We start from the raw sequence: 15,122 nt of genomic DNA on the forward strand, positions 1-15,122 counted from the left end.
CCTAGTTCGCCAGCATGGCGTTGGTGTAGTAGTCGGCCGGCTTGCGCCCGGGCTTGATCATGCCGGCCTGCTCCATCGACTGGATGGCGGCCGCCCAGTCGGCGTCGCTCTGCTTGCCGATCGGCAGGCTCTTCTGCGTGGGACTGTCGAAGAACGTACGGTAAGCCTGGATCTGCGCCAGCAGGATCTGCGGGTCGAGCTTGGCGTTGGGGCGCTGCGCCAGGATGGCGGCCACGCCTTCATCGGCGTGGCCCGCATAGATGTACTCCCACGCGCGCACCTGCACCTGGGCAAACTTCTTCAGCGCGGCGCCCTTCTCGGCCAGCCGCTGCGGCGTGACCACCAGCCCGTAGCTGGGGAAATTGATGCCGCTGTCGGACAACAGCAGCGCCTTGGCGGGGCGTACCTTGGACACCATCGGCTGGCCGAACGGCGCTTGCGACAGGAAGCCGTCGCTGTTGCCCGAGGCGTAGGTGGAGATCATGGCCGCGGGCGACACCATCACGATGGTGGCCTTGCCCTTGGCGATCTTGTTGGCCTTGAAGTAGGGATCGATAAATGGTGCCCACGGACTGGTGGTGAAGCACACCAGCTTCTTGCCGAGCAGGTCCTGCACGGATTTGACGCCCAGCTTTTCATCGACCATCACCGCCAGGTCGCCCTTGCGGGCGAAGCCGGCGATGGACATCAGGTCCAGCCCGTTTTCCTTGGCCACGGCCATGGTGCCAAGCTGCACCTGGCCCACATCGGCCTGGCCCGCGGCGAGCAGTTGCAGGGTGTTGATGGTGCCGGTGCCGTCCTGCACTTCCACGTCGAGCCCGGCCTCCTGGAACCAGCCCTTCTGCTTGGCCAGGTGCATGGCGGCATGCATGCCCCATGGCGAGTAGTCCATCCGCACCAGCAGCTTCTGGGCAGGCGCCTGCGCTGAGGCCGCGCCGGCGAACAGCATCCACGTTGTCGCGGCGGCATAGGCGCGCCAGGCCAGTTTCATGACAGAAAAACGCATCTCGATTTCCTCTTGGGGTGTCTGTGGGTATGCGTAAGCGGACGGCTGCCAGCCGTCCGGAAATACTACGCCGCCTTGGCCAGCAGCTTCGCGCGCAATGCCGCGGTGGATGGCACATCGATCTCGCCGGTGGCGGGGTTCACCACCACCTTGTAATGCTCGAGCACATAGGCAGCGGTGAGCTTGTGGTTCCATACGTCCTGCCGGATGCGCTCGAAGTCACGCGCCAGCGGATCGCCGAAGCCGCCGCCGCCGGGCTGGATATGCGTCACCACATCGTTGCGCGCGATCGTCATGCCAACCTTGCTCGGCAGGTCCGTGACCGCATGGCGTTGCTGCAGCAGGTTGCGCGCCGGACTGGCGGGGCCGCCACCGGCCAGGCCATAGGGCGAGAACTTCATGCGGTCAGCACGCAATTGCAGCAGCGCGTTGGGCGCCAGCACGCGATAGCTGCGGCGAATGCCCAGACCGCCGCGAAACTCGCCCGCGCCGCAGGAATCCTCCACCAGCTCGTAGGCTTCCACGCGCACGGGGTGCTGCGCCTCCAGCGTTTCCACCGGCGTGTTCGACAGGTTCTGCGAGGCATTGGTGATGGCCTCGATGCCATCGCTGGCCGGGCGCGCGCCCCATGCGCCGCAGATCATGTCCACAATGATGTAAGGCTTGTTCTCATCGCTGATGCCGGACAGGCACACCACCGTGTTGCCGCCTTCGCCGGCTGCGGGAATACGGTCCGGCACCACTTGCGCCAGCGCGCCGAGCATCGCATCGAACACGCGGTAGCCCGTCAGCGCGCGCGCTGCCACCGCGCTCGGTGGCAGGGGATTGAGCACGGAGCCTTCCGGCACGCGCACCTCGATACAGCGGAACACGCCGGCATTGTTCGGCACATCGCCCTTCAACGCGCAGCGCACGCTCAGGTAGGTGCAGGACTTTGTGTATGACAGCGTGGAGTTGATGGCCGCGCGCACCTGGGGCGACGATCCCGTGTAGTCCGCGCTGACGTAATCGTCATGCACCGTCAGTGCCACCTGGATGGGGATCGGCTCCGGCGACAAGCCATCGTCGTCGATGTAGTCGGTGAAGCGGAAGGTGCCTTTGGGCCATTTGCGGATCTCTTCGCGCGTGAGGCGTTCGGCATAGTCCAGCAGCTCGTTCAGGTAGGCGCGCGTGTCGTCGCGGCCGTAGCGGTCGAACAGCGCGGTGAGTTCGCGCACGCCTACCTGGGTTGCGGCGTACTGCGCCTTCAGGTCGCCCAGCACGCGCTCGGGCAGGCGCACGTTCTGCGCGATGATGCGTTCCAGCGTGTCGTTGACCTTGCCGGCCTCATAGAGCTTGAGTACCGGGATGCGCAGCCCTTCCTGGTAGATCTCGGTGGAGTCGCTGGCGTTGGAGCCCGGCACGCGGCCGCCCACGTCGGTGTGGTGGCAGATCACCACGCAATAGCCTTCCAGCTCGCCTCCGTAGAAGAACGGCACGAACATGAAGATGTCCGGCAGGTGCATGCCGCCCTGGTAGGGATCGTTGACGATCACCGCGTCGCCCGGGTTCAGCGCGTTGCCATAGCGCGCCTGCACGGCTTCCATGGCCTCGGGGATCGCCCCCAGGTGCAGCGCGATGGTCTTGGCCTGCGCCACCATGCGGCCGTGCCGGTCGCAGATCGCGGCCGAGTAGTCCATCACGTCCTTGACGATCTCCGAGCGCGCCGTGCGAATGACCGTGTAGGCCACTTCGTCGACGATGGAGTCCATCGCGTTCTTGACGACCGCGAAGGTCACCGGGTCAAACTGCGTGCTCATGCTGCCTCCTGGGCGATATCGATGATGATGTTGCCGATCTTGTCCGCGCGCGCCGAGGCGCCCGGCGGCACGACGATGGTGGTGTCGTACGACTCAATGATGAGCGGGCCCTGGCGCGGCGCATCCGTCATGGCCGAGCGCGGGATCAGCAAGGTCTCGCGCGGCGCCTGGTCGCGCCCGAAACTCACCTGGCGCGTGCCGGCAACACCATGCAGCGCACTGGCATCCACCTGGATCGCGTTGAAATCCAGCCGCTGGTCGCTGCGGCCATAGGCGCTCAGGCGCACGTTGACCAGCTCCAGCGGCTCGTCGTTGCGGTAGCCGAAGGTTTGCTGGTACTGGACGCCGAAGTCCTCGATAAGCTGCGCAAGCGCGGCAGCGTCCGGCGCCTTGCCGGTTTCACCGCCGGGCAGCGGGATGGTCAGCTCCGAGCTCTGGCCGAGGTAGCGCAGGTCGATGCCCACCGCCATCTCGACCGCAGCCTCCGGATAGCCTTCCAGCGCGAGGATGGCCAGGCCTTGCTGGCGCAGTTCGTCGATCACCACGCCAATGCCGGCGCCATCGCAATCCGCCAGCGGCCGCAGGATGGCCTTGACGAAGTTATGCTCGGCATCCGCGCACAGCATGCCGGCCGAGCAGAACACGCCCGCCATCACCGGTGCGATCACCCGCTTGATGCCCAGCAGCATAGCCACGTCCACCGCGTGCAGCGGCCCCCCGCCGCCGAAGGCGATCATGGTCATGTCGCGCGGGTCGCGCCCACGCTCCACCGTCACGGCACGCAGCGCGCGCGCCATGCTCACATTGGCCACATGGCGAATGCCGTGCGCGGCGGCCAGCGTATCGAGCTTGAGCGGCGCGCCGATATGCGCGTCGATGGCACGGCGCGATTGCTCCGGGTCCACCTTGAGGCTGCCGCCCGCCAGCGATTCGGGATTCAGGTAGCCAAGCACCATGTTGGCGTCGGTCACCGTGGGCCGATCGTTGCCGCGCCCGTAGCACGCGGGCCCCGGGTTGGCGCCGGCCGATTCAGGGCCCACGCACAGCAGGCCACCGGCATCCATCCATGCCAGCGAGCCGCCGCCCGCACCCACCTCCGCGATATCGATGGCCGGTACCTTCAGTACATAGCCCCCGCCTTTGACAAAGCGGCTCGGGGCGCTGATGCCGTCGCGGAACTCATACTCGGTGGTCAGCGACGGCGTGCCGTCGGTGATGATCGACGCCTTGGCCGTTGTGCCGCCCATGTCGAACACGATCAGGTCGCGCCCGCCACCCAGCGCGCCGATCTGCGCCGCGCCCGCCACGCCGCCGGCCGGCCCGGAAGCCACGGCAAACACCGGCTTCTCGCTCGCGCTGCCCACGCCCATCATGCCGCCGTTGGACGCCATCACCTGCAGCGACGCCGACACCCCCATGCGGGCCAAGTCATCCTTCAGGCGCCGCAGGTAGGTGCGCATGGCAGGCAGGATGTAGGCATTGACCACCGTGGTGCTGGTGCGCTCGTACTCCTTGATTTCCGGCAGCACATCGCACGATGCGGTCACCAGCAGGCGCGGAAACTCCCGCTCCAGTTGCGCCTTCGCCTCCAGCTCATGCACCGGGTTGATATAGCTGTTGATAAAGCAGATGGCCAGCGCTTCCACGCCCTCTTCCACCAGCCCGCGCGCCACGGTCAGTACCTCGTCCACGTTGAGCGGCACGATGATGTTGCCGCGCGCGTCGATGCGCTCGTTCAGCCCGCGGCGATAGCGACGCGCCGCCAGCGGCTGCGGCTTCTGCCAGCCCAGGTCGAACATGGTGGGGGTGCGGATGCGGCCGATCTCCAGCACGTCGCGAAAGCCCGCCGTGGTCAGCACGCCGGTGCGTGCGCCCACCTTCTGCAAGATGGTGTTGGACGCCGTGGTGGTGCCGTGGACAATTTCCGTGATGTCGCCCGGGGCAATCCCGGCCTGCCCGATCAGCGACTTCAGGCCAGTGACGATGGCCTCGCCCAGGTCGTGCGGCGTGGTTGATGTCTTGTTGACGAACAGCCGCCCGTCCGGCATTGCCAGGACGATGTCCGTGAACGTGCCCCCGATATCGCACCCGACCCGGACGCCCGCATTGCTTCCCGCATGAACCATGTCAACTCCAAGGATGTGAGGCACGGGCGACTTGCGCGTGCCGCGCATTCCGTTGCCCCGGAACGCGCACCGACCAATCTGCTAACTAACTAGTCAGCACAATAGAAGACGGGATTTTGCTTGTCAACCGGGTTTTCACGGAGCACCAGAATGGCGCCAGCGCTTGGCTGGCAGCCTTCTTGCAGTGCGCTTCAGGGGGTGTACACTAACCATCTGGTTAGCGGGTGCACTGGCACGGTGCCGCCCGCCATGACAATGCCATGACAAATTTATCGAGGAACATTCGTATGCCAGTGACCGCCAAGACCGTGCGCAAGCCAAAGCCGCGCGACGCCCAGGCCACGCGCGAGAAGATCCTCCAGATGGCGTCGAAGGAATTCGCCGCCAAGGGCTTTGACGGCGCCCGCGTGGACAGCATCGTGGCCCGCAGCAAGATCAGCAAGAACCTGGTCTACCACTACTTCGACAGCAAGGAAGCGCTGTTCATCGAAGTCATGGAGCGCGCCTACGCTGCCATGCGCGAGCGACAGAACGAACTCGGCCTGACGGGAAAGAGCCCCGTCGACGATATGCGTGCGCTGGTGATGCACACCATCCAGCATTTCATCGAGCAACCGGAATTCATCCTGCTGCTGGGCACGGAGAACCTGCACAAGGCAGCGCACATCCGCAAGTCCAAGGTGATTCCTGCCATGTTCAATCCGCTGAAGAGCGCGCTGGCGGAGATTCTGGAGCGCGGGAAGGAACAAGGCGTGTTCAGGCCGGATGCAGACTGGGTGGATCTATATGTTTCGATCTCGGGCCTGGGGTCTTACTTCATCTCGAACCGCTACACGCTGTCGTTCGTGCTTGGCGTGGACCTCGCCGCCCCGGATCGCGTGGCGTCGAGGCTGCAGCATGTGCCAGACATGGTGATGAGCTACCTGTGCAATTTTGGCGCCGCAGCGACGCGGGACAAGGAACAGCCGCGCGCGGAGCAGGCGACGGTGCGCACGCAAGGCGCGGCAGCGCTGCCGTAGCACGCATTGCCGGGCCGCCCCGTTGGCCGGCGGCTAGCTCTGATGGCATCTGCGCTGGCCGACGATCCGCGCTCGACGCTGCCCGGATCGCTTCGCTGTCGGCACGGATCCGGCCACCGCCAAACCCGATCACTTCACCGCACCCACGGTAAAACCCGCGACAAAGCGGTCGACGAACAGGTTGTAGAGCACTGCTACCGGCACGCTGACGACCAGGCATGCACCCATCAGGGAGCCCCAGAAATAGACATCCCCGCGCACCAGGAAGGTCGGCACGCCAACGCTGACGGTATACTGCGACGAACTGGTGATAAAGGTGAGGGCATAGACGAATTCCTGCATCACCAGCGTCAGCGTGAATATGACTACGGTCAGGATGCCGGCCGACGACAGCGGCACCACCACCTTCAGGAAGGCGCCGAAGCGGCTCAGCCCGTCCATCATCGCCGCCTCTTCGATATCGCGCGGCACCGCCTTGAAGAAGCCCATCATCAGCCAGGTGCAGAACGGCACCGTGAAACTCGGGTACACCAGCACCAGCGACCACAGCGAATCCTGCAGGCCAAGCGCGCCGATGATGCGGGAGAAGGGGATGAACAGGATGGTGGGCGGGATCAGGTAGGTCAGGAAGATGGCGATCGCCAGCTGCCGCCCGCGGCTGCCTGCCAGCCGGGCCAGGCTGTAGCCGGCGGGCACCGCCAGCAGCAGGGTGATGGCCACCACCATCGCCCCCACCAGCAGCGTATTGGCGATCCAGCGCAGGTACCGTGTCTCCAGGAACAGCACGCGCAGGTTGTCCAGGGTGGGCGGCTGGTTGAACAGGAAGGGGTTGTTGGCTGTGTTGATCAGGTCATGGACATCCTTGAAGGTGGTGATCAGCATCCAGTAGAAGGGAAAGGCGCAGAACCCCGCGAAGACGGCAAGGATGGCGACATGGCCGAAGCGTGCGCCCCAGCGCGCGCCTCGGCGCTTCCAGTGACTGGCATCGGCATGCATGTCAGGCTACCTCCGCGCGGTTGGCGATGGTCAGCAGCAGGGCCACCACCGCTACCAGCAGCGGGAACAGGAACAGCGAAATCGCCGCGCCCTCGGCCAGGTCGCCGCCCTGGATGCCGGTGAAAAATGCCAGGCTGGCCAGCACCTGCGTGGTGTCGTAAGGCCCGCCACGGGTCAGCACGAAGATGATGATCATGTCGGTGAGCGTAAACACGATGCCGAACAACAACGCCACCAGCATGATCGGCATCACCAGCGGGATATTGATGCGCAACAGGTGGCGCCAGAAGCCGGCGCCGTCCATGGCGGCGGCGTCGTGGATATCCTGCGGGATGCCGTGCAGGCCGGCCAGGATAATGACCGTGGCCAGCGGCAGCAGGCGCCAGACATCCACCAGGATCACCGACGCCATGGCCAGGTCCGGCTGGCCCAGCCAGATCGGCCAGGTATGCGGGCCGAACAGGCCGAGCGCGCGCAGCGTCCAGTTGATGATGCTGTAGACCGGATCGAATATCCACAGCCAGCCGATCGAACCCAGCGAGATCGGCGCCACCCACGGCAGCAGGATCAGCAGCCGCACCAGCCATTTGCCGCGAAAATCACGCAACAGTGCCAGCGCCAGGATCTTGGCCAGGACCACCACCAGCGCCTGCGACACCAGCGTGAACACCAGCGCATTGCCAAGCGAGCGCCAGAAGGTGGGGTTCTGCACGATGCGCCGGAAATTCTCCAGGCCAACGAAATGCATGGCGCGGCTGCCCACGGTGATGTCGGACAGGCTGTAGTAGATCGACAGCAGGAAGGGAAAGCCGAGCAGCAACGCGATATAGATGAGTGCCGGCGCCAGCATCAAGGCGCCGAGCCAGCGCTCGCCCTCCAACGCATGCCAGGCACCGGCCTGTGGCGCTAGCGCGGCGGGAGCCCGGGTGCTCATGCCGGCCTCACGGACGGCGCCACGGACGACGGCGCACCGAGGCTGGCGCCGGAACGCGGATCAAAGCGCCTCAGGTCGGCACGCCGCACCGCGAACGGGTAGCGCACGCCTGTCTCCAGCGGGAAAGTGACGGTGCAGGGAATCCGCGAGATAACCTTGGCCGGCGGCAGCGGTGGCTCCAGCAGGCCATACACCAGCCGGTCGGACCCGAGATTCTCGATGCGGGTGATATGGAAGGAGAAGGGTTCCAGCACTTCATCGCCGCCGTAGACCCCGCGCGGCAGGAAGTGCTCCGGCCGGAAGCCCGTCACCATCGCCTCCGTCTGGACCAGGTTCATCGGCGGCGAGCCGATGAAGGTGGCCACGAAGGTATCTGCCGGCTGCTCGTACACTTGCTGCGGGGTGCCGAGCTGGTGCACGCGGCCGTGGTCGAGAATGGCGACCCGGTCACCGAGCGCCAGCGCCTCGACCTGGTCGTGCGTGACGTAGATCGTGGTGGTCGCCAGGCGCCGCTGAAGCTGCTGCAATTCCTCGCGCGCGGAGGTCCTGAGCTTGGCGTCGAGATTGGAGAGCGGCTCGTCCAGCAGGAAGGCCACCGGATCGCGCACCACGGCGCGCGCCAGCGCCACCCGCTGGCGCTCGCCGCCGGAGAGCTGGCGCGGCTTGCGCGCCAGCAGGTGGCCGATGCCGAACAGCGCCGCGGCCCAGCTCACCTTGCTCGCGATCGCCTCGCGCGGCATGTGCTGCGCCTCCAGCGGGAAGGCGATGTTGCCGGCCACGCTCAAGTGCGGATAGAGCGCGTAGCTCTGGAACACCATCGCCATGTTGTGCGCGCGCGGCGGCAGCCCGGTGACGACACGGCCGCCCACCAGGATATCGCCGAAGGTGGGTGCTTCCAGCCCGGCAATCAGGCGCAGCAAGGTGGTCTTGCCCGAGCCGGACGGGCCCAGCAGCACCAGGAACTCAGCTTCGTGCACGGCCAGGTCGATGCCGTCGACCGCATTGGTGCCGTCGAAGCGCTTGGTGAGTGAGCGGGTTTCCACCGTGGCCATGACTTATCGGCCCACGCCCATCCCGATGCCTGCGGTCCGGCGGGGGCGGCTCATACGAGTCCTTTTTCCCGCCACTTGGCGAAGATCCGCCTGCACGTGGCTTGCGCAGCGCGGATGGCATTCTCCGGCGTTTCATCGCCGGTGGCGGCCTTGGCGAACATGGTGTTGAGCACCCAGGTATTGAAGATCTCGTCGATGGCCGCATTGGCATAGCCGGGGTAGCCGACGTTGGTGGCCTGGTTCATCAGGCTGCCCAGCACCTTGTACTTGTCGCGCGGGCGGGCCTTGGGATCATCGGCGATCAGCTTCTGCAGGTCCGGGACCGTGCTCGGGAAGCAGGGGAAGTTGTAGAACTCGCTGCCGAGAAAGGCCTGGTGGAAGTTGTCGATATAGTCCAGCAGGAACTTCTTGGCACCCGCTATGTTCTCGGCGAATTTCCAGATCACGTAGCAGTCCATCACGTGCTCCATGCCGATGCGGCGCACCGGGCCACGCAGGGCCTGGGTCAGCCAGATATCGGGCGTGACTGGAATGTTCTTGTTCTCGCCTTCGCGCGTGATGGAAATAGCGTTCAGGCAAAGCGAGATCTTGCCCGCCAGCATGGCGCGGTTGTTGGAGGACGGATCCCACGCCAGCACCTCCGGCGTCATGGTTTCCTGGTACAGGGCCTTGACGAACTTGACCGCCTCCAGTGTGTTCTTCGAATTCAGCACGACGGTATGGCGCTCATCCTGGACCGAGCCGCCGAATGCGAAGAGGATGGTGCGCATCGCCATCGCGGTATCGAGTTCAGCCGACAAGCCAATGCCCACCGGCACGTTGCGTTTGCGCTTGATCTTGCTGCCCGCGCTCAGCACGTCGTCCCAGCTGTCCGGCGGTGCCATGCCGATCTCGTCCCACAGGTCCCTGCGGAAATTGATCGGGTCCGGCACGAAGCTGTCGGAGAAGCCGAAGTACTTCTTCGTCTTCGGGTTATACGTACTCTTGATCGCCAGTTCGACCGGCTTGCCATGCTTGCGCTGGCATTCCTCGTAAATCTCGCGGTGGTCGATGACCTGCTCCTCGTACACTGGCGCAGGCGACAGGAACATGAACAGGTCGTGCCCCTTCTGGGCGGATACCTCGGCGGCGGCCCGCGTGGCCAGCGCGGGGATCCCCACGTGATCGACGATGACCTCGGTATCGTTGCGCTGGCCCCATTCCTTCACGTAGGTGTTGTCGAACCACTTGTCATAGCCCGGCACGAAGTGGTTCCACTGGAGGATCTTCAAGGTGTGCTTGGCTGCCTGTGCCCGACGTGGCAGCACCAAGGGGCCGAGCCCCGCGGCAAGCGCGGTAGCCGCGGCGGCCTGGATCAGGCGGCGGCGCCGCGCGTTGTGGCGAACAAGGTTGCCGGTGGATCCGTGCCGGCGCGAATAGATGATTCGCTCGATAGGAGCAATCCGTACGTCTTCGTTCATGGCCGCCTCCGCCAGCAAGCCGGTAGCCGGCATGCGCGCCGATCGCGGCGACATGCGCAACCTCACTTAAGGATAGGAGTTGCCAACCCTAAGGCAAAGAGACAAAGGCTTGATTTCATTGCGTTTTCGATCCGATCCAGGGACCGGCGCGGCGGCTGCCGCATAGCAGCATCGGTCGCGCTGCGCCAGCCACCGCTTGCGCAGCGCAGCACAAAACACGCGCACGGCAAAAGCGGTATTTTCCCGGCTTTCGCCATACCATGGAGGCTGGCGCAAGCCACGCCGCCCAACAACCTAGCCGGGGACCTCCCATGCGCGACCGCTATCTCTCCCACCTTCGCGACACCTTGAGCACCATTCGCGCCGACGGCTTCCATAAATCCGAGCGCGTCATCGCCAGCCCGCAGGCTGCCGATATCCGGCTGGCGGGCGGCGAGCACGTACTGAACTTCTGCGCCAACAACTACCTGGGCCTGGCAGATGACCACCGCCTGATCGAAGCCGCCCGGCGCGGCCTGGAGCAAGACGGTTTCGGCATGGCCTCGGTCCGCTTCATTTGCGGCACCCAGTCCGTGCACAAGACCCTCGAAGCCGTACTCGCCAAGTTCCTCCACACCGGCGACAGCATCCTCTACTCCAGTTGCTTCGACGCCAACGGCGGCCTGTTCGAGACCTTGCTCGACGACCAGGACGCCGTCATCAGCGACGAGCTCAACCACGCCAGCATCATCGACGGCGTGCGCCTGTGCAAGGCCAGGCGCTACCGCTACCGCAACAACGACATGGCCGACCTGGAGACCCGGCTGCAGGAGGCGGATGCCGCCGGCGCGCGCTTCAAGCTGATCGCCACCGACGGCGTGTTCTCGATGGACGGCATCATCGCGGACCTCAAATCCATCTGCGACCTGGCGGACCGCTACGGGGCGCTGGTGATGGTCGACGATTCGCACGCGGTGGGCTTCGTGGGCGAGCACGGGCGTGGCACGCCGGAGCTGTGTGGCGTGGAGGGCCGCGTGGATATCATCACCGGCACGCTGGGCAAGGCGCTGGGCGGCGCCTCCGGTGGCTATGTGGCGGCGCACCGGGAAATCGTGGAGTTGCTGCGGCAGCGCTCGCGGCCTTATCTTTTTTCCAACTCGCTGGCGCCGAGCATCTGCGCCGCCACGCTGAAAGTGCTGGAGCTGCTGGCCAGCGAAGAAGGCGCGGCATTGCGCGCGCGCGTGCGGGAGAACGGCGAGCATTTCCGCCGCGAGATGACGGCGCTGGGCTTTACGCTGGTGCCGGGCCAGCATCCCATCATCCCGGTGATGCTGGGCGATGCCGCGCTGGCATCCGGCATGGCGGATGCGTTGCTGGCGGAGCATGTGTACGTGGTGGGCTTCTCCTTCCCGGTGGTGCCCAAGGGCCGGGCACGGATCCGCACGCAGATGAGCGCAGCGCATACGGCCGAGCAGATCGAGCGGGCCGTGGCCGCGTTTGCCAAGGTAGGCCGCAAGTTCGGCGCCATCGCCTGAGCGACACTAAAGCATCACCCAAGCGCTTCATCCACGCAGCAAGCAGGAGGCTCCCTCATGAAAGCCCTCGCCAAACTCGAACGCGCGCCCGGCCTGACGCTGACCGACGTCCCCGAGCCGGAAGTCGGCCACAACGATGTGATGATCCGCATCCGCCAGACGGCCATCTGCGGCACCGACATCCATATCTGGAAATGGGACGAGTGGGCGCAGAACACCATCCCCGTGCCGATGCAGGTGGGGCACGAGTATGTGGGCGAGATCGTCGCCATCGGGCAGGAAGTGCGCGGGCTGGCCATTGGCGACCGCGTTTCCGGCGAGGGGCATATCACCTGCGGCTTCTGCCGCAACTGCCGCGCCGGGCGCCGCCACCTGTGCCGCAACTCGGTAGGCGTGGGCGTGAACCGCGCCGGCGCCTTTGCCGAGTACCTGGTGATTCCGGCCTTCAACGCGTTCCGCATTCCCGACGATATCCCGGACGAGATCGCCGCCATCTTCGACCCCTTTGGCAACGCGACGCACACCGCGCTGTCTTTCAACCTGGTGGGCGAGGACGTGCTGATCACCGGCGCCGGCCCCATCGGCATCATGGCTGCCGCCATCGCTCGGCACGTAGGCGCGCGCAATGTGGTGATCACCGACGTCAACGAATACCGGCTCGCGCTGGCGCGCAAGATGGGCGCCACGCGCGCCGTCAACGTGCAGCACGAGAACCTGAAAGACGTGGCTGCCGAGTTGCACATGACGGAAGGCTTCGACGTGGGCATGGAAATGTCCGGTGTGCCAACCGCCTTTGCGACCATGCTCGAGCACATGAACCACGGCGGCAAGATTGCCATGCTCGGCATTCCGCCATCGAAGATGGCGATAGACTGGAACCAGGTGATTTTCAAGGGGCTGGAGATCAAGGGCATCTACGGCCGCGAGATGTTCGAGACCTGGTACAAGATGGTTGCCATGCTGCAAAGCGGGCTGGACCTGACGCCGATGATCACGCATCGCTTCAGCGTGAGCGACTTCGAGGCCGGCTTTGCGGCCATGCTGTCGGGCAACAGCGGCAAGGTGGTGCTGGAATGGACGCGCCCGGACAAGGCGGCGACTGCCGCGGGCTAGAAGCGCATGCTGGTAGCGCATGCTGGTAGCCCATGCATGTCTTGCCCGGGCGCCGCCTCGCCGCAGGTGGCTGGCGCCGCACAACGCAAGCCACTTGCGGTGAGCCGCTAGCGATACACCAGCACAGGGATATTGCTATGCGTCAGCACCTTGTTGGTCTCGCTGCCGATCAGCACGCCCTGCAAACCGCGCCGCCCGTGCGAGGCCATCACGATCAGGTCGCACTCCTTTTCCTGCGCGGCCTGGATGATGGCCTCATAGGGGTGGTCATGTATGACGCAAAGGGTCTCGCAAGACACGTCCGCCGCCTCGGCTTCGGCGGCCAGGGTTTTCAGGTAGTCCGCCGAACTGCGGGTGGCTTCCTGCACGAACCGCGTACGGGTGTCGGCCAGCAATTCCACCTGGTAGGTGTAGACATGGAAGTCCGGGATCACCCGGATCACCGTGACCCGGGCTCGCGCCTCGCGGGCGAACACCAGGGCCTTGCTGAAAGCGGCTTCGGACAGGGGTGAGCCGTCGACGGGCAGCAGCAGATGCTGGAACATGGTGCCCTCCTGGCACGCGAAGGGCGCAGGCCACCGCACAGGCGCCCTCTCACGCTTCGCTCGGGTTGAGGATTACCTTGCTCCAAGTATAGATGTGCCGGTACCGCTCATACACCGCACACACCGCGCGCGCCCTTCATCTCCCCGCGATTTGCCGGTAAGATCCAGCACCGGTTCCGCGCCACGACGCGGCACCAAGCGTTTACCCGAGGCCGGGCAGCCACACAATGGCAGTCCGGCCTTATCGAAACGGCAGCCCTCGACGGCTGCCGTCGCAACTGCACTGCCTTGCAACCCAATGCGGTGCACCCGGAAAGCGAAGGTATCCCTTTGCGCTCCCAATCTTCATGGAGAAGACGCTTTGACTGAACGCATCAACGCAGAGGCCGCCGGCCGCCTGTTCGGCACTGGCGAAGGCCCATCCCACGAGCGCGTCACGCTCGCCACCGATCCCGAGTCCGGCCTGCAGGCCATCATCGCCATCTACAGCACCAGCCTTGGCCCCGCGTTTGGCGGCTGCCGCTACTGGGCCTATCCCGCCGAGAGCGACGCCCTGACCGACGCCCTGCGCCTGTCGCAAGGCATGGCCTACAAGAACGCACTGGCCGACCTGCCCTTCGGCGGCGGCAAAGCCGTGATCCTGCGTACCCCGGCACAAACCGATCGCACCAAGCTGTTCCGCGCCTTCGGCCGCATGGTCGAATCGCTGGGTGGCCGCTACATCACCGCCGAAGACGTCGGCACCACGGTGGAAGACATGATCGCCGCCCGCACGCAGACCCGCTACATCAGCGGCATGCCGCGCGAGGGCACCTTCGGTGGCAACCCGTCGCCCAAGACCGCTTATGGCGTGTTCGTCGGCATCGAGGCCGCCGTGCGCTACGTGCTGGACCATAACAGCCTGCAAGGCGTGTCCGTTGCCGTGCAGGGCCTTGGCTCGGTGGGCTGGGACCTGTGCCGCCAGCTGCATGCGGCCGGCGCGCGGCTGATCGTGGCCGATATCCACGGCGCCAAGGCCGAGCAGGCGCGCGAGCAATTCGGCGCGCAGGTGGTTTCCACCACGGCCATCACCAGCGTGGCCGCCGATGTGTTCGCGCCCTGCGCGCTCGGCGCGGTGATCACCCCGGCGGTGGCCGAGGGCTGCCAGTTCAAGATCGTCGCGGGCGGCGCCAATAACCAGCTCGCGTCGCTGGACGAGGGCGACACGCTGCAACGCCGCGGCATCTTCTACGCGCCGGATTTCCTGATCAACGCGGGCGGCATCATCAGTTGTGCCCGCGAGTATCTCGGCGGCGCGGAGGAAGCCGCGGTGCTGGCCGAAGTGGCGCATATCCGCGAGCGCGTGTTCGCACTGGCCCAGCGCGTGGAGAAGAGCGGGATTACGCCCGCGCGCGAGGCAGTCAACTGGGCGCAGGAGAAGCTGGCGCAGGGCGTCCGCTAGCCTTGGCGGTGTTGAGGGTCCGCGCTGGCAACGGTGCGGACCCGGCCGGGAGCCGGGATCGCGCCGTCATCCTGGAGCCCGTGCTTGAGCTTGCCGCTTTGTGGAGGTCACCGGCAA

At 65.6% G+C, this 15,122-nt stretch carries 12 protein-coding genes; 4 read left to right on the forward strand and 8 right to left on the reverse strand.

Annotated elements, in window-relative coordinates:
* Position 1: 1 nt before the first annotated feature.
* The 3 genes from AC1RQK_RS06610 to AC1RQK_RS06620 all read right to left on the reverse strand — a co-directional run bounded on the left by AC1RQK_RS06610 (position 2) and on the right by AC1RQK_RS06620 (position 4,931).
* Positions 2 to 1,006: an ABC transporter substrate-binding protein gene (locus AC1RQK_RS06610; RefSeq protein ID WP_492808130.1), complete on the reverse strand. Its 1,005-nt coding sequence runs from the start codon at positions 1,004 to 1,006 to the stop codon at positions 2 to 4.
* A 65-nt stretch (positions 1,007 to 1,071) separates the two neighbouring features.
* The gene (locus AC1RQK_RS06615; RefSeq protein ID WP_492808132.1) at positions 1,072 to 2,805 is read right to left on the reverse strand and encodes a hydantoinase B/oxoprolinase family protein; all 1,734 of its coding nucleotides are present in this window, start codon (positions 2,803 to 2,805) and stop codon (positions 1,072 to 1,074) included.
* Positions 2,802 to 4,931, reverse strand: a complete 2,130-nt coding sequence (locus AC1RQK_RS06620; RefSeq protein WP_492808133.1) for a hydantoinase/oxoprolinase family protein — start codon at positions 4,929 to 4,931, stop codon at positions 2,802 to 2,804. Before AC1RQK_RS06620 ends, AC1RQK_RS06615 begins: the two co-directional genes overlap by 4 nt.
* A gap of 287 nt (positions 4,932 to 5,218) precedes the next feature.
* Here AC1RQK_RS06620 and AC1RQK_RS06625 point away from each other — a divergent pair, with 287 nt between their 5' ends.
* Positions 5,219 to 5,950 (forward strand): TetR/AcrR family transcriptional regulator, encoded by a 732-nt coding sequence (locus AC1RQK_RS06625; RefSeq protein ID WP_492808134.1) that lies wholly within the window; start codon positions 5,219 to 5,221, stop codon positions 5,948 to 5,950.
* Positions 5,951 to 6,079: 129 nt separating this feature from the next.
* Here AC1RQK_RS06625 and AC1RQK_RS06630 read toward each other — a convergent pair whose 3' ends face one another.
* The 4 genes from AC1RQK_RS06630 to AC1RQK_RS06645 are packed head-to-tail and all read right to left on the reverse strand — an operon-like array spanning position 6,080 to position 10,392.
* Positions 6,080 to 6,946: a carbohydrate ABC transporter permease gene (locus AC1RQK_RS06630; RefSeq protein WP_492808136.1), complete on the reverse strand. Its 867-nt coding sequence runs from the start codon at positions 6,944 to 6,946 to the stop codon at positions 6,080 to 6,082.
* A 1-nt stretch (position 6,947) separates the two neighbouring features.
* Positions 6,948 to 7,880: a carbohydrate ABC transporter permease gene (locus AC1RQK_RS06635; protein ID WP_492808138.1), complete on the reverse strand. Its 933-nt coding sequence runs from the start codon at positions 7,878 to 7,880 to the stop codon at positions 6,948 to 6,950.
* On the reverse strand, positions 7,877 to 8,932 hold the full coding sequence (locus AC1RQK_RS06640) for an ABC transporter ATP-binding protein (RefSeq protein WP_492808140.1): 1,056 nt from the start codon (positions 8,930 to 8,932) through the stop codon (positions 7,877 to 7,879). Before AC1RQK_RS06640 ends, AC1RQK_RS06635 begins: the two co-directional genes overlap by 4 nt.
* Before the next feature lie 50 nt (positions 8,933 to 8,982).
* Positions 8,983 to 10,392 carry an ABC transporter substrate-binding protein gene (locus AC1RQK_RS06645; protein WP_492808412.1) on the reverse strand — a complete coding sequence of 470 codons (1,410 nt, stop codon included), beginning with the start codon at positions 10,390 to 10,392 and terminating at the stop codon, positions 8,983 to 8,985.
* A 311-nt stretch (positions 10,393 to 10,703) separates the two neighbouring features.
* On the opposite strand from AC1RQK_RS06645, the gene AC1RQK_RS06650 reads away from it, so the two are divergent.
* Both AC1RQK_RS06650 and tdh read left to right on the forward strand, forming a co-directional pair.
* Positions 10,704 to 11,906: a glycine C-acetyltransferase gene (locus AC1RQK_RS06650; RefSeq protein ID WP_441640428.1), complete on the forward strand. Its 1,203-nt coding sequence runs from the start codon at positions 10,704 to 10,706 to the stop codon at positions 11,904 to 11,906.
* A 57-nt stretch (positions 11,907 to 11,963) separates the two neighbouring features.
* Positions 11,964 to 13,019, forward strand: coding sequence for an L-threonine 3-dehydrogenase (gene tdh, locus AC1RQK_RS06655; RefSeq protein ID WP_492374410.1), 1,056 nt, complete (start codon positions 11,964 to 11,966; stop codon positions 13,017 to 13,019).
* A gap of 107 nt (positions 13,020 to 13,126) precedes the next feature.
* Here the strand turns inward: tdh and AC1RQK_RS06660 are convergent, their stop codons facing one another.
* Complete coding sequence (locus AC1RQK_RS06660) at positions 13,127 to 13,564, reverse strand: universal stress protein (protein WP_492374409.1); 438 nt, start codon at positions 13,562 to 13,564, stop codon at positions 13,127 to 13,129.
* A gap of 361 nt (positions 13,565 to 13,925) precedes the next feature.
* On the opposite strand from AC1RQK_RS06660, the gene AC1RQK_RS06665 reads away from it, so the two are divergent.
* Entirely contained in the window at positions 13,926 to 15,005 is a 1,080-nt protein-coding gene (locus AC1RQK_RS06665; protein WP_492808142.1) for a Leu/Phe/Val dehydrogenase, read from the forward strand.
* Positions 15,006 to 15,122: the final 117 nt, after the last annotated feature.

Source organism: Cupriavidus sp. GW822-FHT02D05 (assembly GCF_058802485.1).

Excerpts from the sequence above, each read along its gene's own strand:
- tdh (WP_492374410.1), top strand. The coding sequence starts at position 11,964 with ATGAAAGCCCTCGCCAAACTCGAACGCGCGCCCGGCCTGACGCTGACC.
- AC1RQK_RS06620 (WP_492808133.1), bottom strand. The coding sequence starts at position 4,931 with ATGGTTCATGCGGGAAGCAATGCGGGCGTCCGGGTCGGGTGCGATATC.
- AC1RQK_RS06660 (WP_492374409.1), bottom strand. The coding sequence starts at position 13,564 with ATGTTCCAGCATCTGCTGCTGCCCGTCGACGGCTCACCCCTGTCCGAA.
- AC1RQK_RS06610 (WP_492808130.1), bottom strand. The coding sequence starts at position 1,006 with ATGCGTTTTTCTGTCATGAAACTGGCCTGGCGCGCCTATGCCGCCGCG.
- AC1RQK_RS06645 (WP_492808412.1), bottom strand. The coding sequence starts at position 10,392 with ATGAACGAAGACGTACGGATTGCTCCTATCGAGCGAATCATCTATTCG.
- AC1RQK_RS06650 (WP_441640428.1), top strand. The coding sequence starts at position 10,704 with ATGCGCGACCGCTATCTCTCCCACCTTCGCGACACCTTGAGCACCATT.
- AC1RQK_RS06640 (WP_492808140.1), bottom strand. The coding sequence starts at position 8,932 with ATGGCCACGGTGGAAACCCGCTCACTCACCAAGCGCTTCGACGGCACC.
- AC1RQK_RS06635 (WP_492808138.1), bottom strand. The coding sequence starts at position 7,880 with ATGAGCACCCGGGCTCCCGCCGCGCTAGCGCCACAGGCCGGTGCCTGG.
- AC1RQK_RS06630 (WP_492808136.1), bottom strand. The coding sequence starts at position 6,946 with ATGCATGCCGATGCCAGTCACTGGAAGCGCCGAGGCGCGCGCTGGGGC.
- AC1RQK_RS06615 (WP_492808132.1), bottom strand. The coding sequence starts at position 2,805 with ATGAGCACGCAGTTTGACCCGGTGACCTTCGCGGTCGTCAAGAACGCG.
- AC1RQK_RS06625 (WP_492808134.1), top strand. The coding sequence starts at position 5,219 with ATGCCAGTGACCGCCAAGACCGTGCGCAAGCCAAAGCCGCGCGACGCC.